Genomic DNA, 26,353 nt, shown 5'->3' on the forward strand with positions numbered 1-26,353 from the left:
GTCAGCCGATCGACGGCGTGCTGGCCGAGGTCCGGTCGTCGCGGACATAGACCAACAGGTCACCTGTCTCGATCTTGACGCTGTCCGGGTCGGCGAGCGACACCACTCGGCCGCGCCGGATCAGCGCGATCACCAGGTTGGCCAGTTCCCGCGGTGAGGTGCCCACCTCGTCGCGGTTCGCCGAACGCATCGCCAGCGCCATCCCCTGTCCTGGGGTGAGCAGATCCTCGACCACGTCGATCAGCGGCGGCGCCGACGTGGACAGGCCGAGCAGCCGGCCCGCGGTGGCGGACGAGACGATGACATGGTGCGCGCCGCTCTGCCGTAGCAGCGGCGCGTTCTCCGCTTCGCGGGCGGCGGCGATGATCCGTACCTTCCCTGCGGTCAACTGCCGGACGGTCAGCGTGACCAGGACCGAGGCATCGTCGCTGTCGGTCGCGATGATCACCGCCTTGGCGTGCTTGACGTGCGCCTCGTTGAGCACCGACGAGCGGGTGGCCGATCCTTCGATGGCCACCAGCCCGGCTGAGGTCGCCTGCCGCAGAGCGATCCCGCTGCTCTCCACGACGACGATGTGCTGCTTGTCGAAGCCGTTCTCCAGCAGCGCGGAGACGGCGCTACGGCCCTTGGTGCCGTAGCCGCAGATGATCACGTGGTCCTTCACGTTCTTTCTCCACCGGGTCAGTCGAAGGTTCGTCCGGTACTGCTCGGTGAGCACCTCCAGGGTGGTGCCGACCAGGATGATCAGGAAGACCACTCGGGCGGGCGTGATGATCAGGACGTTGACCAGCCGGGCCGCCTCGGTGACCGGAGCGATGTCGCCGTACCCGGTGGTGGAGAGGCTGACCACCGCGTAGTAGAAGCTGTCGAGCAGCGAGACGCCGTCGCCGTTGGCGTCCCGGTAGCCGTCGCGGTCGGCGTACACCACGGCCACCACGCCGAGCACCAGTCCGACCGCCGCCATCAGCCGCAGACTCAGTGCCCGCAGCGGCCCCTGCCGTACGGCGGGAAAGTGAATCACCGCCGGCCCGCCTCCGCCTCCATGTCCCCGTACACGCCCACAACATAGCTGTTCCGTACCGCCTGATCTTGATCGCCTGGACAACACCTTGTGCCAGGTGCGTCCGGGACGGAAGCGGTCGTATCCCGCTGCCTCAAATCTTGCTTAGAGACATTGCATCGGGACGCAGTGTTGTCGATGCTCACCCAGCAGCCATCCATCCGCCAGCTTCCGGAGCAGTCTGTGCACCCACCACGACCGAACGCCATTCCCATGATCGCCCCGGGGACGGTGTTACGACTCAGCAAGGACGACTGGCGGTACGGCGGACACAATCTCATACTCCAGGTGCAGCAGATGCGACCCGATCTGTCGGTCTATTACGACAATCGGTGGGTGTGGATCGTCGGACGTTCCCTCGGAACGGATGGCGGCGGGCTCGGCCGAGTGGTCGCCCTGGTCCGGGTCGCCGCGCTGCCCGGTGCGACCCGAGCCGACGCCACCGACGTCGGCTGATCACGGGCCGTCCGGGCGGCTGATCACGGGCCGTCCGGGCGACCGGGGACCAGACGGCAGGGAGGGCCGAACAGCCGAGACGGCCGGGCGATGTGACCGGTCCGGCCGACTCGTCTGTTTGCACACTGATGGACAAACAATCAGGCCACCTAAGGATCGACTCTAGCTGATACCACGAGACTGTGGACCCGCTTGTGACCCGCCGGTAACAAGCGCGCCGACACCACCCACGGGCCGTCCACCGGAGGTATCGCGATGTCCCGACGCCTGACCACCCTGCTCACCGCCGCACTGCTCGGCCTCACCGCCGCCCTCGGCTCGGCCGGCCCAGCCGCCGCCGTGCCCGCTGACAAGCCCGCAGTGCTGTCCGGCTGGACCCAGACCAGCGCGAGCAGCTACAGCGCCTGGAACTCGGCCCGGCTCAACCAGGGAGCCTGGGCCGCCTACCAGTTCGACTGGTCGACCGACTACTGCTCGTCCAGCCCGGACAACCCGCTCGGCTTCGACTTCCGGCTCTCCTGCCACCGGCACGACTTCGGCTACCGCAACTACAAGGCGATCGGCCAGTTCTCCGCCAACAAGGCACGGGTGGACAGCGCCTTCTACGAGGACCTCAAGCGGGCGTGCGCCCGCTACAGCAGCTTCGTCCGGCCGGCATGCCTGAGCCTGACCTGGACGTACTACCAGGCGGTGCGCATCTTCGGCGCGCCGGTCGTGACCGCCGCCGACCTGGATCGGGCCCGGCAACTGCGGGCCGCCGGACCACGGCTGGCCGGCACCGATTGACCGGCACCGCCCCGCACCGCGCCGCATTGCGCCGCACCGGCCGGCCCGCCCTCTCCCAGTGCCGGGCCGGCCGGCGGTCACCACGGCCGGGCCGGCGGTCACCACGGCCGGGCCGGCCGCCGGTCACCACGGCCGCCGAGCGGGTCGGCGTCACCGACCGCGCCGGCGGACTCGTCGGCGAGCCACCGGGCGACGGTCGTCAGGTCCGGATGCTCAACGGCGAGCGCCAACGCCGCCGCCTCGACCAGACTCATCCGGCTACCCTGCGCGTACCCGGCGTCGAACGCCCTGTCGCCGATCGCCGACCGTACCTTGGCCTGCTCCTGCGCCCAGTAGCCGCCGAACATGCCGGCCGTGCTGCGCAGCGCCGAGCGGGTCGCCTGAGCGGCACCGAACAGGCGGGCAGCGGTCGACGGGTCACCGCCCAGCGCGCACCGGACCGCCATCGCGTTCAGCGTGTCGCAGGCCCGCCGGTGGAACCCGTACCGCATCCGGGAACGCAGCGCCACCACCAGATGGTCGTGCGCGGCGACCAGGTCCCGGCGGCCCAACGCCACCAGCCCGAGCAGCATGTCCACGGTCCGCCGGCCGCGCTCCGCCGGCCGGGCGGCCTCCGCCGGCCGGGCGGTAGCCAGCACCTCGGCTGCCTCGTCCAACGCCCCTCGCCGGCAGAGCAGCTCGGCCAGGCTGTACACGGCGAACAGCGCGTCGCCGACCGCGCCGTTCGCCGCCGCCCAGTCGATCACCCGCCGGCACACCTGCTCGGCCTCGACGAACTGCCCGAGATCGATGAGCGAGGCGCCCCGACCGGCCAGCACCCGGGCCAGCAGGCCCGCGTCGCCGGCCTGCCGGGCGGCGGCCTCCGCCCGGTGCGAAAACCGCATCTCCTCGCCGAACTCGCCGTCCGCGCCCGCGTGCTGCGAATGCATGTGGTACGCGGCCGCCAACTCCGCCTCGGGAATCGCCTCGCCGGTCTCGGCGATCCGCCCGTACAGCCGGAACAGCCACAGCCGGCCTTCCCGGGCCAGGCCGCGTTCGCGCCACCACTGGTCGAGCCCGCTGGCGAGCTGCAGGCCACGCCGGGCACTGCCACCTGTGGTGCTCCACCGAAGCGCGGCCCGCAGCTCGTCGGCCAACGGATCGAGGGTGTACAGCGAAAGGGTGACCGGCTTGCCGTCCGGGCCCAGGTAGGCACGCTGCAACGCGTGCAGGGCCCAGGCCACGTGCCGGTCCCGGGCAGCCTGCTCCTCACCCGCTTCGACCAGCCGCCGTGCCGCGTACGCCCGGATCGGGTCGAGCATCCGGTAGCTGGTGCCGCCGGCCGCCGGCTCGGCCTGGATCATCGACTTGTCGACCAGCACCGCCAACGGCCCCAGCGGATCATCCTCGAGCAGCCACTCCACGGTGCCCAGATCGATCGGTCCGGCAAAGACCGACATCCAGCGCAGCAGGCGGGCCGCCCGGGGGGCCAGCGTCCGGTAGGACCAGGTGACCGTCGCCTGTAGTGTGCCGTGCCGCCGCCCGGCAGGGCGCTGCGCGCCGACCGGCTCCTCCTGCCCCGCGTCCAGCACCCCCAGGACATCGTCGAGGCGGTCCACGAGCTGCCCGACGGAGAGCACCCGAAGCCGGGCGGCGGCGAGCTCGATCGCCAGCGGCAACCCGTCCAGCCGAGCCGCCACCCGATGCAGCTGGGCGGTCTCGGTCGGACCCGGCGGGTGACCGCCCCGGGCCGCCGCCGTGCGGTCGAGCAACAGCGCCACGGCGTCGCTGGGGCCGCCGGCCGGCCCCGGTTCGGCCGACATCGGCGGTATCCGCCACACCACCTCGCCGGGCACCCCCAGCGGCTCCCTGCTGGTCGTCAACACCCGGACCTGCCGGCCACCGCCGAGCAGCCGGGCGATCACCTCGGCACACGCCGCCGGCTGGGCGTCGCAGGTGTCGAGCACCAGCAGCAGCCGGCGGGCGGCCGCATACTCGACGACGGTGTCCAGGATCGGCCGGCCCGGCTCCGGCCGCAGGCCGAACACCGCGGCGACGGCGAACGCGACCAGGCCGGGATCGGTCACCGTCGCAACATCGACGAACCACACCCCGTCCGGGTGGCCGGCCCTGGCCGGGTCCACGGCCGGTGGTTGCGCGGCGTCACCGCTGGCGTCGACCGCGACCTCGATCGCCAGCCGGGTCTTGCCGGCACCGCCGGCACCCACCACGGTGACCAGCCGGTGTTCGGCGACCAGCTGGCGCAGCTCCTGGCGTTCGATCCGGCGACCGACAAAGGAGCTGATCTGATTGGGCAGATTGTGGCTGGCCGAGTCGGCCGTACGCGGTCTGGGGAACTGGCGCTCCAGCCCGGCGGCGATCAACTGGAACAGCCGCTCCCGGTCGTCGAACCCGCGCAGCCGGTGCAGGCCGAGATCGAGCAGCGAGACGCCGACCGGCAACGGATCGGCGGCCTGGGCGGTCGCAGCGGAACAGAGGACCTGGCCACCGTGCGCCGCCGCCGCGATCCGCGCCGCGCGGTGCACCTCCGGGCTGGCGTACTCACCCCCGACCGGCTCGGCGTGCCCGGTGTGCAGCCCCATCCGCACCCGGGGTGCGACATCCGGGGTCGGCCACTCGTGCGCGGCCAGCGCCCGCTGCGCACGCCGGCAGGCGTCCAGTGCGGCGGACGCGTCGGCGAACGCCACAAAGAACGAATCCCCTTCGGTGAACAACTCCGTGCCGTCGCTGGCCGACAAGGTGCGCCGTACCAACCGACGGTGTTCGCTGAGCACCGGGCGGTAGTCGCGGCCGAGCAGTCGGGCCAGCCTCGTCGATCCTTCGATGTCGGTAAACATGAAGGTGACCAGTCCGCTCGGCAGTGCGATCGGTGCCGACACCCGTGGAACCTCCGCCCCGCTGGGAAGTCGCGTTCATGCTGCCGCAGTCCGGCAACCCAGCTCATCGCGAACCGGTCACCGCTGTGGGTCAACTAGCATCCGCACCCGCCACCGCAGCAGCCGCCACCGCCGCCGGCCGGGGCTGGCGGCATGACCGGCACTCCACCGGAGGTCCCGGCACCACGGCCGGTGATCGCGACGGTGGACAGCAGTTTGACCGAGTCGGAATGTCCCTGCGGGCAGGACGCCGGATCGCCAGCCTGAGTCATCGGACGGTTGACCTCGAAGGTGTCGCCACACGCGCGACAGCGGAACTCGTACCGGGGCATGTGGATAGGGTACGGCGGGAACTGACGCTTCCGGCCGGATGGGTGATACTCGACGGCATGGTCGAGGACGGGTCGGGCACGCCACCACCACATCGGTTGCGTCCGGCGGTGCCGACGGCTGCCCGGCCACCGCGGCAGGAAAGCATCCCGGGCCCGGACCCGGTACGGTCGACCGACGCCGCGTCGACCGGCGATATCGGACCAGGCAGCGACACCGGACCGACCAGCGAGCCCCGACCACCCGGCGATACCGGACCCACCGCAGGGGGCGGCGACGACACCCGGCCGACCGCCGACAGCGGCACCCAGCCGACCGGGGCCTGCGCAGACGAGCAGGCGCGACCGGCGACCGATCTGCCCGGGCCGGCACCGGCACCGGCACCGGCACCGGCCACCACGCTTGCCGTGGTCGGCCGGCACCGGCGAGAGGACGCGCCGTTCGGCACCCGGATCGGCTGGCTGCACCCGGCGCGGCTGCGACCGGTCCGGCGTGGCCTCCGCCGGGCGGCCCGAGCGGCCGGCGCGTGGAGTCGCCGGCCGGCCGGGCGGCTGGCCCTGCCCGGGCTGCTCCTGCTCGCTCTGATCGCTGGCAGCGGTGCCGCCGGTGCGGTGCTGGTCCCAGCGGCTGCCGGCGACCGGCAACCGGCCGCCTCGCCCACGGCGCTCGGCACCACCGCCGTACCGCAGTTGCCCGAGACCACGGACCCCGACCTGCTCGAGCCACCGGCGGTTCCCCCGCTCGACGGCGGGCTGAACCCGGGTGCCCCGACCCGGCCGGCCACGGTCCTCGCCGCCTGGGCGACCCGCACAGCCAGCCGGGTCGACATTCCGGTAGTGGCGATGGAGGCGTACGGCTACGCCGAGTTGGTGCTGGCCACCACCACGCCGGACTGCCGCCTGTCGTGGACCACGCTGGCCGCGATCGGCATGATCGAGTCGACCCACGGCCGGGCGAACGGGTCACGGTTGGACGCCGACGGCCGCGCCGTACCGCCGATCACCGGGCTGCCGTTGGACGGTGCCGGCGGACGTCAGCGGATCACCGACACCGACAACGGCGAGCTGGACAACGACCCGGTGTACGACCGGGCGGTCGGCCCGATGCAGTTCATCCCGACCACCTGGGCGGAATTCGCGGTGGACGCGGACAACGACGGTGTCATCGATCCGCAGGATATCGATGACGCCAGCCTCGCCGCTGCTAACTACTTGTGCCGGAACGGGCGCGATCTGTCCACACCTTCTGATTGGTGGAGTGCGATCCTGTCGTACAACAACGTGCAGCCGTACGCCCAGGCAGTCTTCGACACCGCCAACGACTACGGCGTACGTAGCCGTACTTAGTGCAATCAGATAGCCACAATTTCCGGCCCGGCCACTTTCGCAACCGGCGACTTGGCGGCAAGCTAGACGCGTGAAGGTACGCGAGTGGGACCCCCGAACCGCGTCGTCCGCCGAGATCTCATCTCTGCTGGACTGTCTCAACCGGGTATTCGAGGCTGACCTGCCAGGCGATCCGTACTGGCGGCCAGACTCCCTGCGGGAGTACCTGACCGAAACGATGCCCGGGGTCCGACGGATCTGCTGGCTGGCCGAGGAGGCCGCCGGCGACGGCCGGCCAGGGCCGGTCAACGGGCACGTCAACGTGCTGCTCCTCGGCGACATCGGGGTGCTCGAGATCCTGGTCCGGCCCGACGCCCGGCGCACCGGCCTGGGCCGGGAGCTGCTGGCGCTCGCCGTACGCCGCGCCTACCACGAGGGGTTCAGCTCGGTCGGCGTCGAGGTCATCGGGGGCACCTGCGCCGTCGATTTCTACGATTCATTGGGGTTCGCCCGCCAGTTCCGGGAAATCCGCAGCGTGCTCCGGTTGCCGGCGGTCGACTGGACCGCGATCGAGAAGACGGCGCAGGACCCGGTCCCCGGGTACCAGATCGAGTTCCATCCGGGCGGGCCGCCGGATGCTCTGGTCGATGCGTACGCCCGGACCAAGGCCGAGCAGAGCATACCGGAGGACGGCGACCTGGATCTGCGGCCCAGCTCCTACGACCCGGACCGGCTCCGGGACAGCCTCGACTGCCTGCGTCGCCGCGGCATGACGCCGTACATCGTGCTGGCCCGGCACCTGGCCAGTGGTGCGGTGGCCGGGCTGACCGAGGTGGTGGTGCCAGCACAGCACCCGACCCGGGCCGACCAATACGACACCATCGTCGCCCAGGCCCACCTGGGGCACGGCATCGACCGGGCGATCAAGGCCCGGATGCTGCTGGAGCTGCGTACCGTCGAGCCGAGGCTGGCCGAGGTGCAGACCTGGAACGCCGAGGGCGACGAGGATCTGATCGCAATCAATGCCGAGCTCGGCTACCAGCCCGACCGGGACTGGTGGGACTACGGAGCCGACATCCCGACCCTGATGCACCGGCTCGGCGTGCGCAGCTGAACGACCCGGGTCGGCGGCTGGCTCCGGCAGCCCCGGTCAGAGGGTGTTCGCGACCTCCGTCGCCCAGTAGGTAAGGATGATCTGCGCGCCGGCCCGCCGGATCGACGTCAACGTTTCCAGGATCACCCGGTCCCGGTCGATCCAGCCGTTCGCGGCAGCTGCCTCGACCATCGCGTACTCGCCGGAGACCTGGTAGGCGGCGACCGGAACGTGCACCCGCTGGCGGACCGCCGCGATCACGTCCAGGTACGGCAGCGCCGGCTTGACCATCACCAGGTCGGCACCTTCGGCGACGTCCAGCTCGACCTCGCGCAGCGACTCCCGAAGATTCGCCGGATCCTGCTGGTAGGTCCGCCGGTCACCGACCAGTGCCGACTCCACCGCGTCGCGGAACGGCCCGTAGAACGCCGAGGCGTACTTCGCCGCGTACGCGAGCAGTGCGGTGTCGGTGTACCCGGCCGCGTCCAACGCCCGGCGCACCACCCCGACCTGGCCGTCCATCATCCCGGACGGGCCGAGCATGTCCGCGCCAGCTTCGGCCTGCGCGATCGCCAGCTGCGCGTACGCGGCGAGCGTCGCGTCGTTGTCCACCGTCCCATCGGCGGCGAGCAGGCCACAGTGCCCATGCGAGGTGAACTCGTCGAGGCAGAGGTCGCTCATCACCACGGTAGCGTCACCGACCTCGGCGACCACGTCCCGGATGGCGACGTTCAGCACCCCGGCCGGGTCGACACCGGCGGAACCGGTCGCGTCCCGGCGCTGCGGCACGCCGAACAGCATGATCCCGCCGACCCCGGCCGCCGCCGCCTCGGCGGCGGCCTTGCGCAACGAGTCCCGGCTGTGCTGGACCACACCGGGCAGCGACGGGATCGGTCGCGGCCCGGTGAGCCCTTCCTTGACGAACATCGGCAGCACCAGCTCGGCCGGGGACAGCCGGGTCTCCTCGACCAGCCGCCGCACCGCGGCGGTACGGCGCAGCCGGCGTGGCCGGCTCTGCGGATACGTCATCGCCCATCGTCTCCTGGCTCAGGCGTTCGCCGGCTCGGTGGCCGCCGGCTCAGCGGTCAGCCGGCGGCCACCGGCTCAGCGGAACCGCAGCGCCGTCGGACCCTGCACCTTGGAGCCGCGCCGCTGCTTGGCCGGCATCGCCACCAGCTTCTCCCGCAGCTCGACCGCGTAGCCGGCCAGCGCCTCGACCAGCTCCGGCACCGACGCGTGCGCCGGCTGCACGTCCACCCGCAGGCCGAACTCGGTGGCGGTCTCGGCGGTCTTCGGGCCGATCACCGCGACCACCGTCCGGGCGTGCGGCTTGCCGGCGATGCCGACCAGGTTGCGAACGGTGGACGAGGAGGTGAACAGCACCGCATCGAATCCGCCGGACTTGATCGCGTCGCGGATCTCGGCCGGCGGCGGCGCGGCCCGCACCGTTCGGTACGCGGTGACGTCGTCGACCTCCCAGCCACGCTCGGTCAGCCCGGCGGCGAGGGTCTCGGTGGCGATGTCCGCCCGGGGCAGCAGCACCCGGCCGACCGGGTCGAGGATCTCGTCGTGCGGCGAGAACTCGGCCAGCAGCCCTTCGGAGGACTGCTCACCGGCCGGCACGAGCTCAGGCTGGATTCCGAAGGCGCGGACCGCGTCAGCGGTCGCCTCCCCGATGCAGGCGATCTTGACCCCGCCGAAGTGCCGGGCGTCCAGCCCATGCTCGGCGAACTTCTCCCACACCGCCCGTACGGCGTTGACCGAGGTGAAGACGATCCAGGCGTACCGGCCGTCGACCAGGCCCTTGACCGCCCGCTCCATCTGCGCCGGGGTACGCGGCGGCTCGACCGCGATGGTCGGCACCTCGCACGGGATGGCGCCGTAGGCGCGCAGCTGGGCGCTCATCACGCCGGCCTGCTCCTTGGTCCGCGGCACGAGCACCTTCCAGCCGTACAGTGGCCGGTTCTCCCACCAGCTCAGCTTGTCCCGCTCGGCGACCCCGGCACCGAGGGTGAGCACCACCCGGCCGGTGAAGCCGAGCGCGGCGGCGACGAAACTGTCCACCGTCGAGGTGGTGGTGTACTGGGTCTCGCCGGTCCCGTCCCCGGTCACCGCGACCGAGGTGGCACCGTCGACGCCGGCGGCGAGCAGTCCGTCGCGGACTGCGGCGAGCTCCCCTGCGTCCACCGCCAGGGCGAGCGAGCCCCGGCCGACCGCCGCGGCGAGCGCCTCGAAGTCGAGGCCGGCGGTGTCGTCGACATCGGCCACCGTACGGATGCCGGGCAGCGGCACCCCGGCGTAGCCGGCCACCCCTTCGGCCTGGCTGACCCCGGGCACCACCTCGAACGGCACCGCGGTACGCGCGACGGCCTGTACCTCGGTCACCACCGCATGGTGACCGAACGGGTCGCCGCAGACCAGCCGGACCGCCGCCTGCCCGGACCGGGCAGCGGAGATCAGCACCTTGGCCACGTCGCCTGGCGCGCCCTCGGCCGGGCTGAGCTGGGTGTCCGCCTTGGCGCTGGCGCGGACCGCAGCGAGCAGGGTCTCCGGGACACCCCGGTCGTAGACGACCTGGTCCGCCTCGACCAGGGCGTCGTGCGCCCGGCGGGTCAGCAGGCCCGGGTCGCCGGGGCCGGCGCCCACGAACGCGATGTGGCCGGCGAGCTTACGGGTGCGAGTCATTTATGCTCCCCATGTTCTGGGTCGTCGCGCCGGACGGATTGGGCGCTGAAGGTCGCTGGGGGCACCGCGCCGTCGCCATCCGCGGCCCTGGACGGACCGCCGGGCGTGGCCCCCGGAAGGATCGTGTCGGCTCCGGCGTCGAGCAGCTCGGCGGCGAGTGCCGCGCCGATCTCGACGGCGGTGGCCGGGGGACCGGTGCGCGACAGTCTGATCTCCCGGAGTCCGTCCGGGCTGATCACCGCCCCGCGCAGGTAGATCTCGTCGCCGTCATCCCCCTCGGCGACTTCCGCGTACGCCGCGACCGGTGCGCTGCAGCCGGCCTCCAGCGTCGCGAGCAACGACCGTTCCGCGGCGACCGCGGCTCGGGTCGGTGCATGGTCGAGCATGCCGAGCAGCTCGACCAGGTCGGTGTCGTCGGCCCGGCATTCGACGGCCAGGGCGCCCTGGGCGGGCGCCGGCAGCATCAGCATCGGGTCGAGAGTCTCGGTGATCTCGGCGGTCCGGCCGAGCCGGGCCAGGCCGGCCCGGGCCAGCACGATCGCGTCGAGATCGGGCTGCGGGCCGCGCACCCGGCCGATCCGGGTGTCCACGTTGCCCCGGATCGGGGTGACCACGAGCTGACGCCCGAGGGCGTTCAGCTGGGCGATCCGGCGCAGTGCCCCGGTGCCGACGGTGGCCCCCGGCGCGAGTTCGGCGAGCATCCGGCCGTCCCGGCTGATCAACGCGTCGCGCGGATCCTCCCGGGGCGGCACCGCCGCGACCAGCAGCTCCGCCTGACCGGCGGTGGGCAGGTCCTTGTACGAGTGGACCGCGAAGTCGATCTCCTTGGCCAGCAGCGCGTCGCGTAGCGCGGAAACGAACACGCCGACGCCGAGCGCGGCGACCGGCGCGGTGGACCGGTCCCCGGCGGTGACGATCTCCACCAGTTCGACGTCGCGGCCGGTGGCGGCGCGCAGTGCGGCGGCGACCCGACCGGACTGGGCGGTGGCCAGGGCGCTGCCCCGGGTGCCCAGGCGCAACACACTCATCGGTCGGCCTCCAGGTCCGGCACGTCGCCGGCGGCGGAGGTGCCCGGCACCTCCAGGTCGAACAGTTGGCGCAGCAGCGCGGCGTACTGGTCACCACCGGGCTCGGCGGCGAGCTGACGCACCCGTACGGTCGGCGAGTGCAGCAGCCGCTGGACCACCCGGTGCACGGTGTGCGCGACCTCGGCGCGCTGGTCGTCGGTGAGGTCCGGCCGACGCTGCGCGAGTCGGCGCAGCTCGGCGCCGACCACGTCGTCGGCCCGGCCGCGTAGCGCGGCCACGGTGGGTGCCACGTCCGCGCCGCGCATCCAGCTGAGGAAGGACTCCACCTCGGTGTCGACGATCCGGGTGACGGCCGCCGTGTCGGTCGCGGCGGGCGCGTCGGTGAGTGCGCCGGCCAGGCCGTCGATGTCGATCACCGCGACGCCGGGCAGCGCCGCGGCGGCCGGCTCCACGTCCCGGGGCACTGCGAGGTCGAGCAGGACCAGCGGGCCGGTCCGGTCGGCCGGGCGGGCAGCCAGGACCCCGGTGACGGCGTCGCGAGTGAGTACCGGCTCGGCCGAGGCGGTGGCGCTGATCACCAGGTCGACCTGGCTGAGCGCGGCCGGCAACTGGTCGTACGGCACCGCAGTGGCACCGTAAGCACCGGCCAGCCGGACCGCCCGGTCGTCCCGGCGGTTGACCACCCGGATCGACTCGACTCCCAGCCGGGCCAGGGTGGCGACCGCCAGGGCGCCCATTGCGCCCGCGCCGAGAACCAGCACCGGCCGGCCGGGCAGCCCACCGGGCAGCAGGTCGCCGCCGACCCGCAGGGCCGCGCTGACCACGCTCTGCCCGGCCCGGTCGATCCCGGTCTCGGCGTGTGCCCGCTTGCCGACCCGCAGCGCCTGCTGCATGAGCTCGTGCAGCAGCCGGCCGGTGGCGTCGGCCTCGTTGGCGACGTGGTAGGCGTCGCGCAACTGGCCGAGGATCTGCGCCTCGCCGACCACCATCGAGTCGAGCCCGGCCGCCACCCGGAACGCGTGTTCGACGGCGGCCTGGCCGTAGTGCACGTACAGGTGGTCGGCCAGTTCGCCGGGGGCACTGCCGACCCGCTCGCCCAGCACGCCGCAGATGTCGGCGAGACCGCCGTGGAAGCCGGTGACCGCCGCGTACACCTCTACCCGGTTACAGGTGGAGAGCACGACGGCGGCGTCGACGTACGGCTGGGCGAGCAGCCGGCGCAGCGTCTCGGGCACGTCGGTGGGGGCGACGGCCAACCGCTCCAGGGTGGCGACCGGCGTGGTCCGGTAGGACGCGCCGACGACGAGAAGGTTCATGAGCCGACCGCCTCCGCCGGGCCGGACGCGTCGAAGCTGGCACCGGACGCGTCGAAGCTGGCCGCTGCGGCGTCGAAGGATGCCGCGGCGGCGGGCCCGCCGCCCAGCCCACCCGGCAGCGCCGTCAGCCCCGGCACGCCGTGGTCGTGACCGGAGGCCGACTTGCGGTGCTCGTGGAAGGAGAGGATCTGCAACTCGATCGCCAGGTCGACCTTACGCACGTCTACTCCGGCGGGCACCACCAGTACGCACGGTGCGAAGTTGAGGATGCTGGTGACTCCGGCGGCCACCAACTGGTCGGCGACCTGCTGCGCGGCGGCGGCCGGGGTGGCGATCACCCCGATGGCGATCGACTCCTCGGCGGCCACCGCCGGCAGGTCGTCGATGTGCCGGACCACCAGTCCGTTGATCTGTTCACCGACCCGGTCGGTGTCGGCGTCGAAGAGCGCGGCGATGCGGAACCCCCGGCTGGCGAAGCCGGCGTAGCCGGCCAGCGCGTGGCCGAGGTTGCCGACCCCGACGAGCGCGACGGCCCGCCGATGGGTGAGCCCGAGCACGTACTCGATCTGCTCGATCAGCAACGCGATGTCGTAGCCGACGCCACGGGTACCGTACGAGCCGAGTTGAGACAGGTCCTTGCGCAGCTTGGCGGAGTTGACCCCGGCCGCGCTGGCCAGCCCTTCGCTGGAAACGGTCTCGTGACCGGCGTCGGCGAGAGTGTGCAGGGCACGGAGATACTCCGGGAGTCGCGCGACCGTCGCCTCAGGGAGGTCCGGCAGCGCCGGAACGGCGTCGACCCGGCCGGACGCGCCTGGCTGGCGGTGCTGACTCATGTGTCTCCGTGCGATGCGATCATTGACCCGCCGGCCCGGCCGGTCAGTCCGGTGCCCCTGTGGCAACCGCCGTCACCTGTTGTGCTATCGGGGCTCGTCAGGATTACAGCGTAGGCGCTTGTGAACGCGTGCACAAATCGCGATCTTGATCGACGGTGATAGACGAACCGCTGGATCCACGCTACCCGCCACACCGGTTCCATCCGGCGACAGCAGCACCATTATTACCAATTTCCGGCTTTTTGCCGCGCGCCGCTCCGACCGGGGGGACAACCCCACCGCGATCGGCGGGCCGGCAGGAGTGACCGGCCCGCCACCTGGCACCTAGCGTCACTGCCATGACCGCAGTCGGCATTCCGCCCGCCCTCGCACCGGCCAGCCGGCCGACGACGTTGCGCCGGCTGGCCAGCGACTCCCTCTACGTACTCACCAGCCTGCCGCTCGCGCTGGCGAACTTCGTCGTCGGCGTCGTCGGTTTCGCGCTCGGCGTCGGTCTGGTGGTCACCGTCGTCGGCCTGCCGGTGCTAAGCGGCACGCTGGCCACCGTCCGCGGGTTCGCCCAACTCGAACGGCACCGGATGGCGGGGGTCCTGGCCACCTCCCAGGTGCAGCCGCGATACGTGACGCCGGGACCGGACGCGGGCACCTGGCGACGGGTCCTGGCCCCGATCACCGACCCCCAGTCCTGGCTTGACCTGGCTTTCGGCGTGCTGCGCCTGCCGGTGGCCCTGATCGCCGTGCCGGTCACCGTCACCTGGTGGGCCGGGGCACTGGCCGGCTCGCTCTACTGGACGTACGACTGGTTGCTGCCCGCCGACCCGGACGACGGCCTGGCGCCGCTGCTCGGCCTCGGCGACGCACCGGGCACCCGGGTCGCGTTGTACACCGCCATCGGACTGTTCTTCCTGGTCACCCTGCCGATCGTGGTACGCGGTTGTGCGTTGCTGCAGGCCGGCTTCGCCCGCGGTCTGCTCACCGGGGTGGCCCAGATGCGCGACCGGATCACCGACCTGGAGGAGCAGCGGCAGGCCGCGGTCAGCGCGGAGGCCACCGCGCTGCGCCGGCTGGAACGCGACATCCACGACGGGCCGCAGCAGCGACTCGTCCGGCTCGCCATGGACCTGGGGCGGGCCCGCGAGCAGTTGGCAGCTGACCCGGACGCCGCCCGGCGTACCCTGGACGAGGCGCTGGACCAGACCCGGGAGACACTGGCCGAGCTACGTGCCCTGTCCCGTGGCATCGCACCGCCGATCCTGGTCGACCGAGGGCTGCCCAGCGCGCTCGCCGCCCTGGCCGGACGCGGCGTGATACCGGTAGACCTGTCGGTCGACCCCCGGCTCGGCACGGCCGCGACGCGACCCGACCCGGCGGTGGAGAGCAGCGCCTACTTCGTGGTGGCCGAGGCGCTGACCAACGTCGCCAAGCACAGCGGGGCGGCCGCCTGCAGTGTCGGGGTACACCGCCACGACGGCGGGTTGACGATCGTGGTGGCCGACGACGGGACCGGCGGTGCCCACCTCGCCAAGGGGCACGGACTGGTCGGACTCGCCGACCGGGTGCGGGCGCACGGCGGCACTCTCGCGGTGCACAGCCCGCCGGGCGGGCCTACCGAGATCCGCGCCGAGCTGCCCGGCTGAACCGCGATGGTAGACATGGCACCCATGCGAGTGGTGATCGCCGACGACGCCGTACTGCTGCGAGAGGGCCTGGTCCGGCTGCTGAGCGAGCACGGCCACCGAGTGGCGGCCGCGGTCGGCGACGGCCCGGCCCTGGTCGAGGCGGTCACCGAACACCGTCCGGACGTCTCGATCGTCGACGTACGCATGCCGCCGACGCACACCGACGAAGGGCTACGGGCGGCGGTGCGGATCCGCGAACTGGTCCCGGGGGCGCCGGTGCTGGTGCTGTCCCAGTACGTCGAGGTGTCGTACGCCGACGATCTGCTCGCCGACCGCGCCGGCGCCGTCGGCTACCTGCTCAAGGACCGGGTCGCCGCGATCGCCGAATTCCTCGACGCCCTCGCCCGGGTGGCCGCCGGCGGCACGGTGCTCGACCCCGAGGTGGTCGGTCAGCTGCTGGTCCGGCGCCGCCGCGACGACCCGCTGCGCCAGCTCACCCCGCGGGAACGGGAGGTGCTCGGGCTGATGGCCGAGGGGCGGTCGAACACCGCCATCGCCCGGCTGCTGGTGGTCACCGACGGGGCCGTCGAGAAGCACATCCACAACATCTTCAACAAACTCCAGCTGGCGCCGGACACCGAACAGCACCGGCGGGTGCTCGCCGCACTGACCTACCTACGAGGCTGACCGGATCAGTGATCGGCCGCCAGCCGTACCGCCTCGGTGAGGGACTCCGCGACCGGCACGCCACGGGCCCGGAGCCGGTCCGGGTCGGTAAAGCCGCCGGTGTACAGGATGCAACCTGCACCGACCGCCTCGGCGGCGTCCGCATCGTCGATCGAGTCGCCGATCAGTACGGTCCGGGCCGGGTCCACACCCAGCGCGGTCAGGTGCCGGTCGAGGTGACCGGCCTTGCGGTCGCCGCCGACCGCTGTCCGCAGCCCGTCGATGCGCCGAAAGGTCCGGGTCAGGCCGTACGTGTCGACCAACGGGACCAGCTCGTCGTGGAACCACATCGAGAGCAGCGACTGGCTGCCCGACCAGCTGAGCAGCGCCCGTTCGGCGTCCTCGGCGAGTCCGCAGGTGGTCAGACCGGCCCGGTACGCGGCGTGGAAGATCTGGTCCAGCCGGCCGAACTCCTCGGCGTCGACCGCCCGGCCGAGAACGTCTGCGTAGTAGTCCGCGACCGGCCGGCGGAAGGCCACCCGGTGCTGCTCGGGGGTGAGCACCGGGCCGTCGACGGTGGCGATCGCGTGGTTGGTCGAGGTGACGACCAGCGCCAGGTCGTTGAGCAGGGTGCCGTTCCAGTCCCAGACCAGATGGGTGTCAATCGGGGCCACGGCGGCACGATACCGGCCATTGGCGTCACCGGACCAGCAGGTCAGCCGACCGATCGGCCGCAGGCCACTCGACCGGTCACCCGGTCAGCCGACCGGTCGGCGCAGATCGTCGAGCAGCCGCTGCTCCTCGACCCGCCAGTACCCGTGTTCCCGGCCGTCGAGCAGCACCACCGGGAGCCGTTCGCCGTAGTCGCGCTCCAGCTCGATGTCAGCGGTGACGTCCTGCTCAACCCATTCGTCGCCGGTCTGCCCCGCCACCCGGGCGATCGCCGCACGGGCGTCGTCGCAGAGGTGGCAGCCGGGGCGGGTGATCAAGGTGATTCTGGGCTGGCGGCGCGACACGCCGGCGAGCTTACCGCTTCCCGACAACCAAAGCGTCGGGTAACCGACAGCGGACAGCCAGTGCGACATGGGCATGCCGCCCTGCGGAAATACTTCGTCGTTGTGTAACGGACTCCACACGCGTGGGTGACGTTGGCCCTATCATCGCCTTGGGTCGACTCACCCGTTTTGCTGTGAGTCGCCACCCCTCAGCCCGAGGAGGCCGCCGTGCCCGTTGTCGCACCGCACCAGCACCTCAGGAGGGTTCGCCGGTCCATGAGGCTCACCACCGACCCGCCGGTCTGCGCCGGTATCAGCACCCAGCTCACCGACCCAGGTGCCCGGGCCCGGCAACACGCCGGGTCGCCGCAGGCACGAACGGAGGACGCCCAATGAGTGTCTACTCCCCGCAGATCGTTCTCCCGTCGGCCAGCCGCGAGGTAACTGCCGCCCGGATCGCCCTCGCCGAAGGGTTGTCGCTGCTACGCGCGTCGATGCACGTGATGCTCAGCATCACGATGCGCGGCGACGGCGACACCCGAGGGACCAGGCCACGCACCCAGCCCAACGAGGGGCCGAGCCGACGTCAGCCCGGCGCCAACAGCAAGCCGATGGGTGGCGCGGTGGCCGCCCCGGCCCGGCCGACCATGCCGACCCAGCCGGACGGCAACGAGGCGGAGACCACCGTTCTGCCGGTCATCCCCGACCAGGGCAGCCGGTCCGGCGCACCACCAGGCGGCTATCCGGACCGGCCGGACCCGTCCGATCCCGCCCGCGAGGTCTGGGCGCTGGTGGAACGGGCCCAGGCTGGCGAAACCGAGGCGTTCGGTCTGATCTACGACCGGTACGTGGACACCGTATTCCGGTTTGTCTACTTCCGGGTGGGCAACCGGCAACTCGCCGAGGATCTCACATCGGACACCTTCCTGCGCGCCCTGAAACGGATCGGCAGCTTCACCTGGCAGGGCCGGGACCTCGGGGCCTGGCTGGTGACCATCGCCCGCAACCTGGTCGCGGACCACTTCAAGTCGGGGCGTTACCGACTGGAAGTTACTACAGGTGATGTAATGGATGCAGAACGCGAGGATCGCGGCTTGGAGGGAAGCCCCGAGGCAGCGGTCGTCAACCACATCACCAACGTCGCCCTGCTGACCGCCGTCAAGCAGCTCAACCCGGAGCAGCAGGAGTGCATCGTTCTCCGTTTCCTGCAAGGCTTCTCGGTCGCCGAGACCGCCCGGGCAATGGGCAAGAACGAGGGGGCGATCAAGGCCCTGCAGTACCGGGCGGTACGGGCGCTGGCCCGACTCCTGCCCGACGGTTTCCAACCGTGACTAAGTAAGCACAGAAAGCAACCACAGTCACGCGTAGTGATGAATTTCGCCGCCGGCCCGTAACCCAACTGACCGCTCAGGCGTTTCTTGGGTTGCGACCGATGATGCCAGCACCTCGCCAGCCATCAGGCAGCGTGCCAGGACCCGCAACGGGTCACCTCCCCAGCGACCCTGGCCGTGGTCGCACCGGATAGTGGCGACACCCGCCACTGAAGCCGTGACCCGCGAAGGGAGGTGTCCGCGATGAGCAAGCTCTATCTCTTCCGCCGACGCGCCGAACGATTCGCACAACTTCTCGACCGCGCCGAGGGCGGAGGGCGGCACCAGGTCCGCGATCCGCTGGACGACGAGCTGGCCGGGCTCACGGCACTCGGGCGCCGAATGTCCGAAATGCCGAAATCACCGGACAGCGGCGTGGACCCGGACTACCGGGCACACCTGCGCGCCGTGCTGATCGCCACCGCCGAGCGCGAAGGCATCGGCGCCGGCGCGCCGACGGCTCCGTACCGCCGCCTGCCCGAACGGCCCCGGTCCCGCTGGTTCGCCGGTCGGGCGGCGGGGGCCCGCGCGGCGACGACCGCCGGCCGGGCCCGGACCCGCGCGGCCATCATCGCCACCGTCGCGTTCGGGGCGATCACCGTCTCCGGCATGTCCGCCGCCACCGAGCAGGCGGTGCCGGGCGACACCCTGTACGGGATGAAGCGGTCCACCGAACGGGCCCAGCTCGCTCTGGCCCAGTCCGACTCCTCCCGCGGACAACTGTTCCTCAGCTTCGCAGAAGTACGGATGGGCGAAGCGCTCATCGTGTACGACGAGCCCACCGCGTTCAGCGCAGTGCTGGACGACATGGACGGCCAGACCCGGGAAGGCGTCCGGCTGCTCACCTCCGCCGCCGCTGTCGGCGGTGACGAGAGCCCACTGGACGTGATCGACTCTTTCGTGTCCACGCAGCGTCCCATGTTGCGGCAACTCGCCGACGGGTCGGCGGCGAACCGGGACCGGGTCGGCGAATCACTCACCCTCCTCGACCGGGTCCGGGCCCGGACCACGGCATTGCGCGACGAGCTGACCTGCTCGGCTCCGGCGACCAGCGCCAGCGACGAACTCGGCCCGCTGCCGGCCAGCTGCGTATCGGCCGAGCCGGCCGGTAGCATTCGTGTCCCGGGCGGCCTGGTCGGGCCGCCCGTCGGCGAGTCGTCGGGCGACCAGGGTCGCGCTGACGTAGCACCCGCCCCCGCCGCAGGTGCCGACTCGTCGATCGACCCGGAGGTCGACGACCGGCCGTCGACCAGTCCGCAGCAGCCGAGCCTCGCCGAGCCACAGGTCGGCGAGGCCACCGAGACGGATCTGCCAGGCCCGCGCCCGGCGGTCAAGGACAACCCGGCCGCTGACCGGTGACCTGACCGGGCCGGTGGCGCCGCCCGACGGGAGAGTGATGCCGGCGTGCCCCGCACCCGCAAGGTGACCATCAGTACGGACGCTGCCGGTCACACCACGGGTTGGGCGACCATCGGGCTGGCAGCCGCGACACCGGTGGCCGCTGACCAACGGGCAGCGGCCTTCTTCGACGTCGACAACACCATGCTGCGTGGTGCGTCAATCTACTGGCTGGCGCGCGGCCTGGCCGCCCGCAACTACTTCACCACCGCCGACCTCGCCCAGTTCGCCTGGCGGCAGGCGCGGTTCCGGCTGCTCGCCGCGGAACACGCCGGGGACATGTCGCACGCCCGGGAAGCGGCCCTGGCGTTCGTCGCCGGTTGGCGGGTCAGCGACGTGGAACGCCTCACCGAGGAGATCTTCGACGAGTTGATAACGTCGCGGATCTGGCCCGGCAGCCGGGCCCTGGCGCAGGTGCACCTCGACGCCGGGCAACGGGTGTGGCTGGTCAGCGCAACTCCGGTCGAGGTCGGCCGGGTAATCGCCCAGCGTCTCGGGTTGACCGGTGCGCTCGGTACCGTCGCCGAGGTCGTCGACGGAACGTACACCGGTCGGCTGGCTGGCGAACTGATGCACGGCCCGGCCAAGGCCGAGGCGATCGTGCAGCTCGCCGCAGTCGAAGGGCTCGAGCTCGCCCGCTGCAGCGCGTACAGCGACTCCGCCAACGACCTGCCGATGCTCACCGCCGTCGGACACCCGGTCGCGGTCAACCCGGACACCGCGCTGCGCCGCCAGGCACGGGAGCGGGGCTGGCAGGTCCGGGACTTCCGGACCGGTCGCAAGGCGGCGCGGATCGCGGTACCGTCGACGGTCGCCGCCGGTTTCCTGGCCGGCGCGGTGACGGCCGGCCTGGCCATCCGCCGCCGCCGGGCAACAGGCTGACCAGGACAGAGACATCCGGCTCATTCGGGCCGGGCATCCGGCCCACCCCGGCCGGCGACGCCGGCATCGGATCAGGAAGGCATCGGTGTGACGGTCACCGCACGCCCGGTCGAGTCGACCGGGGCACCCAGCCACCCGCCGGGTCGGCACCGCCACCACCGTCCGTGGCATCTGGCCGGGCTGGCCGGGGCGCTGGCAGCTGCGGTCCTGCTGGTCGTGTTGCCGCAGGCCGGCCCGACGACCAGCGCGGACGAGCCGGACCGGCTGCGTACCGTCGCCGAGGTCTGGCCGGCGGTTGAGATCACCGAGGTACCCGCCAACCTCACCGACGGGCCGGCGTACAGCCCGGTGCTGTTCCTCGACGGCGCCACCTCGGTCGGCACCGCGCCGAGCCCGGACGGCACCGCGCTGCGGCTGGTCGTGCGGGCCGCCGACGGATCGGTCCGGGAACTGCGCCGGCTCCCGCTCGGCGCTACCCCGCAGTTCGGTGGGTTCACCACCAACGGGGACACGTTGGCCTGGTCCGAGTCGGTCGCGGACGAGGACGGCCGCGGGCGGACCGAGATGTGGGCCGCCGGCTGGGCCGACGACGCCGAGCCACGCCGGCTCACTACCGACACCGGCGACGTGGTCTTCTTCAACTCCCAGTACGACATGGTGATCAACGAAGGCAGTCTGTACTGGGTCGCCGTGGCACCCGGGACCGAACCGGCGACCGAACTGCGATCAGTCCCGCTGGCCGGCGGCGAGGTGACCGTACGCACCGATCCGGGTGCCTGGGCGTTGTCCAGGTGGCCGACGATGGTCAGCGCTGGCAGCGGCGGGACCGGCCCGATCCGGATCCGTGACCTGGTGCAACGCCGGATCACCGACGTCCCCGCCGGCCCGACCGAGCTGGTCACCTGCGGTCCCACCTGGTGCCGGGTGCTGGTGCTGGCGGCGGACGGCCCAGGCCGGATCGACCTGATGCGCCCGGACGGTACGGACCGTCGGCGCATCGGCGACGGCTCGGTGACCGCAAGCACAATCGACGTCGCCGTGCTGGACCGGTTCGAGGTGCTGTCGCTGTCGTCGGCACCCACCTCACTGACCAACTCGCAGCAGTTGATCATTTACGATCTGCAGCTCGACGAGGCGATCGTGGTGAGCGACGACGTGGGCATGGTGCTCTGCCGTGGCGGTATGCTGTGGTGGTCGGTCGGCGACGACAGCGCCGCCTCCTGGCAGGTGCTGGATCTGCGAAGCTTGACGGACTGACCGGCTCAGCGGCCGAACGGGTCCGGCCGACGATCCAGCAGCCGGTGCAGGGCCTGCTGGATCGTCTCCCGCACCTGATCAGCCAGGTTGAACACGACCAACGGGTCATCGGCGTGGTCGGCGAACTGGGTGGTCGGGATCGGCGGGCAGAACTCGATCAGCCATTTGCTCGGCAACGGCACCAGGCCAAGCGGCCCCAGCCACGGAAACGTCGGCGTCACCGGGAAGTACGGCAGGCCGAGAATCCGGGCGAGCGGGGCGATGTTCGCCAGCATCGGATAGGTCTCCTCGGCGCCGACGATCGCCACCGGAACGATCGGCGATCCGGTCCGGATGGCCGCCGAGACGAACCCACCCCGACCGAACCGTTGCAGCTTGTAACGCTGCGAGTACGGCTTTCCGACTCCCTTGAAGCCCTCCGGGAAGACCCCGACCAGTTCCCCACCACCGAGCAACCGCTCGGCGTCCGGGTTGCAGGCCACCGTGCCGCCGAACTTGCGGGTCAGTTCGGACAGGAACGGCAGCCGGAAGACCAGGTCGGCGCTGAGCAGCCGCAGGTGCCGATGCTGCGGATGCTCGTCGTGCAGGATCGCGGTGAGCACGGCCGCATCCAGCGCGACCGTGCCGGAGTGGTTGCCGACCACGAGCCCGGCACCGTCCACCGGCAGGTGTTCGATCCCGGACACCTCGGTGCGGAACCACTCGCGGTAGAGCGCCCGCAGCACCGGCAGGAACACGCTTTCGGTGAGCTCGGGATCAAAGCCGAACTCGTCCACCTCGTACTCGCCGGCCAACCGGCGGCGCAGGAACGCCAGGCTGGCGGCCACCCGTTGATCCCAGACGTCGCCGGGTCGGTCCGGCACGGTCATGCCAGTTTCCGCTGATCGCCGACACGGGCGGCGCGGGCCCGGCGGATGCCGGCCAGGATCGCCTGTTCGGCGGCGGCCAGCCGGTCACCGGCGAGCAGCGTTCCGTCCGGGTGGGCGCGCAGGAAATCGTCGAAGGCGGCCTGCGTCGACCGCGGCTCGAACCCGAACTCGCGGATCAACCGGGAGGTGTCGACCACCCGGCCGTGGACGAACAGGTCGATTTGGTCGAACCCGTAGCGCCCTACGCCGAAGGCCCGGGTGACGCCAGCAGCGCCGGACAGCCCCGGCTCCAGCACCGGTACGGCGACCCGGCCGGCCCGCCGGATCGCCTGGGAGAGGGTGAGTACGCCCGGACCGGCGACGTTGAACGTGCCCGGACGGTCTTCCACCACGGCCCGGTGTAGCACCTCGAGCGCGTCGTCGACGTGCACGAACTGCAGCCGGGGGTCCCGTCCGAAGACGGTCGGCACCAGCGGCTGGGCGAAGTAGCGGGTCAGACTGGTCTCGGCGGTCGAGCCGATGAACGGGGCGAACCGCAACACGGTGGCGGTGACGTCGGGCCGGCGGCGGCGGAAGCCGCGCACGTACGCCTCGATGTCCAGGATGTCGCGGGCGAACCCGCCGCGCGGCACCTCACGGGGCTCGGTGTCCTCGGTGAAGACCGCCGGATCGCGGAACGAGGCACCGTACGCCGCCGTCGACGAACGCACCACCAGCTTACGCAGACCAGACGCCCGCTGGCAGGCGGCGAGCAGCTGCATGGTGCCGATGACGTTCTGTTCCTTCATCGCAGCGCGGCCGCCGTACTGCTGATCCGGTCCACTGACCACGGCCAGGTGCACGACGGCAGACGCATCGAGGTCCGCGATGATGCCACTGGCCGCACCAGCGTCGGCGCGGACCTGGTCGACGTCGCGCAACAGATCCGCGAAGTCCGGCACCGGTGTGGCGGTGTCCAGCCCGACGACCCGGCCGACCCGGGGGTCGGCGGCTAGTCGACCGGCGACCCTGGCACCGATGAATCGACTCGTTCCGGTTACCACCACGGTCGGGGACCTCACCATCGGGCCCTCCAAGTGCCGGCGGGTGACCGGAGCGTTGCTGAGCCGGGCCTGGGCCCGGCCACGGTCACTTGCCGAGACGTCGACGCTGGACGCGGGTCTTGCGCAGCAGCTTGCGGTGCTTCTTCTTGGCCATACGCTTGCGGCGCTTCTTGACCACCGAGCCCATACGAAAGCCTTTCCAACGAACGTTCGGGTCGGCCCGTGCGCAGCATGCGGGGAGGCTGACGCGTGGACCGAACGGGACAACCGGCCGGGCCGGCGGGCGGACTCACCCGCGCATACGACGGCACGGCCGGCGTCAAGCCTAGCCCGCGCGTTTCATCAGCACCAACGCGGCCCCGGCGCCAGCCGGGGGACGCGTCGGTGCTGGGCATCTCCGGATACCCGCTAGGCGGTCTCCCGGAAAGCCCCTCGCAGGTACTCGTGCACCGCGTGTTCCGGCACCCGGAACGACCGGCCGACCCGTACTGCGGAAAGCTCACCGGAGTGCACGAGTCGATAGACGGTCATCTTGGACACCCGCATCACCCTCGCCACCTCGGCGACGGTCAGGAACTTGACCTCCGACAGCCTGTCCTCGGACTGTGGTGATCCTGCCATGGTTCACCGATCCATCCCATTTCCCCGGCGCGTGCCGCCCGGCGGGACCCTTCCGCGCCGCGACGGACAACGCACGTGTTACCAGTACGGTAACGGGGTCGCTGTGACCGGCGCGATCCGTTCCGTCATTTGATCCCGACGGCGGGGCGGCCGACACCCGTACGAGCTACCGGCACGACGGCGGCGGGTGACGGCTCAGCCGACCGCCCGCCGGACGTAGTCGACGCACGCCTCCTGCAGGCCCTCCCAGGCTTCACCGAACTGCGTCCGGGCGGCCTCGTCGAGACCCACGCCGTCGTGCACCACGGACCGGAAGAACGCCAACGTCCGCTCCTCGCCGAACCGGTCGACCAGGTGCCGGACCGCCAGGTAGCCCACCCCGTACCCGGCACCTACCTGCCAGTCCTCGGCGTCCGCGGTCGGCTCGACGCTGCTCAGCGGCCCCTGCCAGTCCTGTTCCAGGACCAGCCGGCGGACGTCGTCCAGCCCTTCGTAGCGGACCACCGGCCGGCCGCCGGCCGCCGCATGCTCCGCCAGTCCCTCGATCAGCCACCAGGCGGCCCGCTCCCGGTTCCCGCCGTCCGGCAGGGACGCGGCGTGGGTCAACTCATGACGCAGCAGGTCCGGCCGGACCACGTCGCGCAGATTGGTGCCGTTGAGCACGATCTCGTAGTGTCCGCCGCCGACCGCCACCGCATACCCGGCGGTCCAGTCCGGACGGTTTCCGCCGTACCAGCTGCCCCATTCGTCGGCACCGGCGTAGAAGACCCGGTACCGGTCCGGGGCGGCACCGGAGACCGCGTACCGGTCCGCGACCGCCGCCGCCTCCTCGGCGTCGCGCAGCAGGTCGGGCAGCAGATCCCGGTACTGCGGGGTGGTCGCCACCAAGGTCCGGTTGCCGGTCGCGACGACCAGTTCGCTGACCTCCCAGGGCCGCGGCCCGTCCTGCAGGGTCAGCGACGGCTCGACCGCCACGAGGCGCAGCCGTCCGCCCTCGGTGCTCCAGCGCTGACCGACCACCACTTCGCTGGTCTCGCAGGAGGGCGCCACGAAGCAGTGCTGGTAGCTGACCAGCAACCGCCATTCGGTGCCGGTCGGTGACGGGGCGGTCGGTGACGGTGGCGGGCCTGCGGTTACCGGCGCGGTCGCCGTCGGTGCGGCGGTGACCGTGGCCATGGCCGTCGGTGCGGTGGTCGTCGTCGCGGTCGGCGCGGCCGACCCGGTGGCCGCCGACGTGGGCGTGGCGCTGGCGGTCGGGTCGAACTCGACCGGCAGCGTACTGACCGACGGGCGCCACGTCGTCACCTGCATCGCGCGCAGGGTCTGGAACTGGCGGGCCAGATCGTCGTGGGCGGCCGAGCCGGGTTCGGCGACCGCGAGGAAGCCCCGTTCGTTGCCGGCGATCAGCGCGGCGGCCTGCTGGTCGAGCAGGGCGTTGATCTGGGTACGCAGCCAGGCCTGGACAGCGGCCGGCGGATCACCCGGCACCGGGCTGGCCGGCGGGCCGGTCTGCGGGGTGGCCGTCGGCTCGATCACCGGCGGTTCCGGGCTGGGCAACCGGTCGATCAGCGCCACCGCACCGACCACCGGCACGGCGCAGAGCAACACCGTCGCGACGATGCCGAGCACCGGCCAGAGCGACCAGCGCCGCTCCGGCGGCGGGATCACCGGGATCGGCGCAGGATCCGGCCGCTCCGGCTGGTCCATCGGGGACGAATCTGGTTCGTCCGATCCATCGGACTCCGGCCGGTCCGTCGAACTGTCCGGCTCCGGCTCATCGGTCGGTACGGAGTCCTGCCGGTCGGTCACCCGCCGAATGATACGGGGGCCGGAACCATCCCGGTC

General features: G+C 71.9%; 23 protein-coding genes and 2 pseudogenes. 10 read left to right on the top strand and 15 right to left on the bottom strand.

What is annotated here, in order from left to right:
• Position 1: 1 nt before the first annotated feature.
• Positions 2-1,021: a potassium channel family protein gene (locus ACFHWU_RS17810; RefSeq protein ID WP_416556240.1), complete on the bottom strand. Its 1,020-nt coding sequence runs from the start codon at positions 1,019-1,021 to the stop codon at positions 2-4.
• Between the two features lie 336 nt (positions 1,022-1,357).
• On the opposite strand from ACFHWU_RS17810, the gene ACFHWU_RS17815 reads away from it, so the two are divergent.
• Both ACFHWU_RS17815 and ACFHWU_RS17820 read left to right on the top strand, forming a co-directional pair.
• Positions 1,358-1,516 carry a hypothetical protein gene (locus ACFHWU_RS17815; protein WP_416556241.1) on the top strand — a complete coding sequence of 53 codons (159 nt, stop codon included), beginning with the start codon at positions 1,358-1,360 and terminating at the stop codon, positions 1,514-1,516.
• A gap of 255 nt (positions 1,517-1,771) precedes the next feature.
• Positions 1,772-2,302, top strand: coding sequence for a phospholipase (locus tag ACFHWU_RS17820; RefSeq protein ID WP_416591087.1), 531 nt, complete (start codon positions 1,772-1,774; stop codon positions 2,300-2,302).
• A gap of 98 nt (positions 2,303-2,400) precedes the next feature.
• Here the strand turns inward: ACFHWU_RS17820 and ACFHWU_RS17825 are convergent, their stop codons facing one another.
• Both ACFHWU_RS17825 and ACFHWU_RS17830 read right to left on the bottom strand, forming a co-directional pair.
• Positions 2,401-5,181 (bottom strand): ATP-binding protein, encoded by a 2,781-nt coding sequence (locus ACFHWU_RS17825; protein ID WP_416556243.1) that lies wholly within the window; start codon positions 5,179-5,181, stop codon positions 2,401-2,403.
• 92 nt (positions 5,182-5,273) lie between these two features.
• Positions 5,274-5,510, bottom strand: coding sequence for an FmdB family zinc ribbon protein (locus ACFHWU_RS17830; protein WP_416556244.1), 237 nt, complete (start codon positions 5,508-5,510; stop codon positions 5,274-5,276).
• A gap of 57 nt (positions 5,511-5,567) precedes the next feature.
• On the opposite strand from ACFHWU_RS17830, the gene ACFHWU_RS17835 reads away from it, so the two are divergent.
• Positions 5,568-6,854, top strand: a complete 1,287-nt coding sequence (locus tag ACFHWU_RS17835; protein WP_416591088.1) for a lytic murein transglycosylase — start codon at positions 5,568-5,570, stop codon at positions 6,852-6,854.
• Between the two features lie 70 nt (positions 6,855-6,924).
• Positions 6,925-7,947, top strand: coding sequence for a GNAT family N-acetyltransferase (locus tag ACFHWU_RS17840; RefSeq protein WP_416556246.1), 1,023 nt, complete (start codon positions 6,925-6,927; stop codon positions 7,945-7,947).
• A gap of 36 nt (positions 7,948-7,983) precedes the next feature.
• On the opposite strand, the gene hemB is transcribed toward ACFHWU_RS17840, so the two are convergent.
• The 5 genes and pseudogenes from hemB to ACFHWU_RS17865 form a co-directional block, all read right to left on the bottom strand.
• Positions 7,984-8,955 (bottom strand): porphobilinogen synthase, encoded by a 972-nt coding sequence (hemB, locus tag ACFHWU_RS17845; protein ID WP_416556247.1) that lies wholly within the window; start codon positions 8,953-8,955, stop codon positions 7,984-7,986.
• A gap of 75 nt (positions 8,956-9,030) precedes the next feature.
• On the bottom strand, positions 9,031-10,611 hold the full coding sequence (locus ACFHWU_RS17850; protein ID WP_416556248.1) for a uroporphyrinogen-III synthase: 1,581 nt from the start codon (positions 10,609-10,611) through the stop codon (positions 9,031-9,033).
• A 92-nt stretch (positions 10,612-10,703) separates the two neighbouring features.
• A pseudogene (gene hemC / locus ACFHWU_RS17855) lies at positions 10,704-11,639 on the bottom strand (hydroxymethylbilane synthase); the annotation flags it as partial.
• Positions 11,636-12,955: a glutamyl-tRNA reductase gene (locus ACFHWU_RS17860; RefSeq protein ID WP_416568437.1), complete on the bottom strand. Its 1,320-nt coding sequence runs from the start codon at positions 12,953-12,955 to the stop codon at positions 11,636-11,638. The pseudogene hemC and the gene ACFHWU_RS17860, both read right to left, overlap by 4 nt.
• The gene (locus tag ACFHWU_RS17865) at positions 12,952-13,788 is read right to left on the bottom strand and encodes a redox-sensing transcriptional repressor Rex (RefSeq protein ID WP_416556250.1); all 837 of its coding nucleotides are present in this window, start codon (positions 13,786-13,788) and stop codon (positions 12,952-12,954) included. Before ACFHWU_RS17865 ends, ACFHWU_RS17860 begins: the two co-directional genes overlap by 4 nt.
• A 338-nt stretch (positions 13,789-14,126) precedes the next feature.
• Between ACFHWU_RS17865 and ACFHWU_RS17870 the strand changes: the two genes are divergently transcribed.
• Complete coding sequence (locus tag ACFHWU_RS17870; protein ID WP_416591089.1) at positions 14,127-15,425, top strand: sensor histidine kinase; 1,299 nt, start codon at positions 14,127-14,129, stop codon at positions 15,423-15,425.
• Between the two features lie 24 nt (positions 15,426-15,449).
• Entirely contained in the window at positions 15,450-16,094 is a 645-nt protein-coding gene (locus ACFHWU_RS17875; protein WP_416556286.1) for a response regulator, read from the top strand.
• Positions 16,095-16,099: 5 nt separating this feature from the next.
• Here the strand turns inward: ACFHWU_RS17875 and ACFHWU_RS17880 are convergent, their stop codons facing one another.
• On the bottom strand, positions 16,100-16,738 hold the full coding sequence (locus ACFHWU_RS17880) for an HAD family hydrolase (RefSeq protein WP_416591099.1): 639 nt from the start codon (positions 16,736-16,738) through the stop codon (positions 16,100-16,102).
• 93 nt (positions 16,739-16,831) lie between these two features.
• Positions 16,832-17,089, bottom strand: coding sequence for a glutaredoxin family protein (locus ACFHWU_RS17885; protein WP_416556253.1), 258 nt, complete (start codon positions 17,087-17,089; stop codon positions 16,832-16,834).
• A gap of 473 nt (positions 17,090-17,562) precedes the next feature.
• On the opposite strand from ACFHWU_RS17885, the gene ACFHWU_RS17890 reads away from it, so the two are divergent.
• From ACFHWU_RS17890 to ACFHWU_RS17905, 4 genes and pseudogenes are all read left to right on the top strand, one after another.
• Entirely contained in the window at positions 17,563-18,399 is an 837-nt protein-coding gene (locus ACFHWU_RS17890; RefSeq protein WP_416591100.1) for an ECF subfamily RNA polymerase sigma factor, BldN family, read from the top strand.
• 243 nt (positions 18,400-18,642) lie between these two features.
• Positions 18,643-19,527, top strand: a pseudogene (locus tag ACFHWU_RS17895) (DUF5667 domain-containing protein); the annotation flags it as partial.
• A gap of 315 nt (positions 19,528-19,842) precedes the next feature.
• Positions 19,843-20,718, top strand: coding sequence for an HAD family hydrolase (locus tag ACFHWU_RS17900; RefSeq protein WP_416556256.1), 876 nt, complete (start codon positions 19,843-19,845; stop codon positions 20,716-20,718).
• Between the two features lie 87 nt (positions 20,719-20,805).
• Entirely contained in the window at positions 20,806-21,975 is a 1,170-nt protein-coding gene (locus tag ACFHWU_RS17905) for a hypothetical protein (protein ID WP_416556257.1), read from the top strand.
• 5 nt (positions 21,976-21,980) lie between these two features.
• Here the strand turns inward: ACFHWU_RS17905 and ACFHWU_RS17910 are convergent, their stop codons facing one another.
• The 5 genes from ACFHWU_RS17910 to ACFHWU_RS17930 all read right to left on the bottom strand — a co-directional run bounded on the left by ACFHWU_RS17910 (position 21,981) and on the right by ACFHWU_RS17930 (position 26,317).
• Positions 21,981-22,844, bottom strand: coding sequence for a lysophospholipid acyltransferase family protein (locus tag ACFHWU_RS17910; protein ID WP_416556258.1), 864 nt, complete (start codon positions 22,842-22,844; stop codon positions 21,981-21,983).
• Positions 22,841-23,908 (bottom strand): NAD-dependent epimerase/dehydratase family protein, encoded by a 1,068-nt coding sequence (locus ACFHWU_RS17915; protein ID WP_416556259.1) that lies wholly within the window; start codon positions 23,906-23,908, stop codon positions 22,841-22,843. The genes ACFHWU_RS17910 and ACFHWU_RS17915 overlap by 4 nt, the downstream gene beginning before the upstream one ends.
• A gap of 64 nt (positions 23,909-23,972) precedes the next feature.
• The gene (locus tag ACFHWU_RS17920) at positions 23,973-24,074 is read right to left on the bottom strand and encodes a 30S ribosomal protein bS22 (protein WP_007465623.1); all 102 of its coding nucleotides are present in this window, start codon (positions 24,072-24,074) and stop codon (positions 23,973-23,975) included.
• A gap of 221 nt (positions 24,075-24,295) precedes the next feature.
• Positions 24,296-24,508, bottom strand: coding sequence for a helix-turn-helix domain-containing protein (locus tag ACFHWU_RS17925; RefSeq protein ID WP_123605749.1), 213 nt, complete (start codon positions 24,506-24,508; stop codon positions 24,296-24,298).
• Positions 24,509-24,703: 195 nt separating this feature from the next.
• Positions 24,704-26,317 carry a hypothetical protein gene (locus ACFHWU_RS17930; protein ID WP_416568439.1) on the bottom strand — a complete coding sequence of 538 codons (1,614 nt, stop codon included), beginning with the start codon at positions 26,315-26,317 and terminating at the stop codon, positions 24,704-24,706.
• Positions 26,318-26,353: the final 36 nt, after the last annotated feature.

The sequence above is a fragment of the Micromonospora sp. LOL_015 genome, from assembly GCF_048060275.1.
Taxonomy (GTDB): Bacteria; Actinomycetota; Actinomycetes; order Mycobacteriales; family Micromonosporaceae; genus Micromonospora_E.

What these genes read in the sequence shown, in the direction of transcription:
- ACFHWU_RS17815 (WP_416556241.1), top strand. Translation starts at nt 1,358, where the DNA reads ATGCGACCCGATCTGTCGGTCTATTACGACAATCGGTGGGTGTGGATC.
- ACFHWU_RS17820 (WP_416591087.1), top strand. Translation starts at nt 1,772, where the DNA reads ATGTCCCGACGCCTGACCACCCTGCTCACCGCCGCACTGCTCGGCCTC.
- ACFHWU_RS17830 (WP_416556244.1), bottom strand. Translation starts at nt 5,510, where the DNA reads ATGCCCCGGTACGAGTTCCGCTGTCGCGCGTGTGGCGACACCTTCGAG.
- ACFHWU_RS17835 (WP_416591088.1), top strand. Translation starts at nt 5,568, where the DNA reads ATGGTCGAGGACGGGTCGGGCACGCCACCACCACATCGGTTGCGTCCG.
- hemB (WP_416556247.1), bottom strand. Translation starts at nt 8,955, where the DNA reads ATGACGTATCCGCAGAGCCGGCCACGCCGGCTGCGCCGTACCGCCGCG.
- ACFHWU_RS17850 (WP_416556248.1), bottom strand. Translation starts at nt 10,611, where the DNA reads ATGACTCGCACCCGTAAGCTCGCCGGCCACATCGCGTTCGTGGGCGCC.
- ACFHWU_RS17860 (WP_416568437.1), bottom strand. Translation starts at nt 12,955, where the DNA reads ATGAACCTTCTCGTCGTCGGCGCGTCCTACCGGACCACGCCGGTCGCC.
- ACFHWU_RS17865 (WP_416556250.1), bottom strand. Translation starts at nt 13,788, where the DNA reads ATGAGTCAGCACCGCCAGCCAGGCGCGTCCGGCCGGGTCGACGCCGTT.
- ACFHWU_RS17870 (WP_416591089.1), top strand. Translation starts at nt 14,127, where the DNA reads ATGACCGCAGTCGGCATTCCGCCCGCCCTCGCACCGGCCAGCCGGCCG.
- ACFHWU_RS17875 (WP_416556286.1), top strand. Translation starts at nt 15,450, where the DNA reads ATGCGAGTGGTGATCGCCGACGACGCCGTACTGCTGCGAGAGGGCCTG.
- ACFHWU_RS17890 (WP_416591100.1), top strand. Translation starts at nt 17,563, where the DNA reads ATGCACGTGATGCTCAGCATCACGATGCGCGGCGACGGCGACACCCGA.
- ACFHWU_RS17910 (WP_416556258.1), bottom strand. Translation starts at nt 22,844, where the DNA reads ATGACCGTGCCGGACCGACCCGGCGACGTCTGGGATCAACGGGTGGCC.
- ACFHWU_RS17915 (WP_416556259.1), bottom strand. Translation starts at nt 23,908, where the DNA reads ATGGTGAGGTCCCCGACCGTGGTGGTAACCGGAACGAGTCGATTCATC.
- ACFHWU_RS17920 (WP_007465623.1), bottom strand. Translation starts at nt 24,074, where the DNA reads ATGGGCTCGGTGGTCAAGAAGCGCCGCAAGCGTATGGCCAAGAAGAAG.
- ACFHWU_RS17925 (WP_123605749.1), bottom strand. Translation starts at nt 24,508, where the DNA reads ATGGCAGGATCACCACAGTCCGAGGACAGGCTGTCGGAGGTCAAGTTC.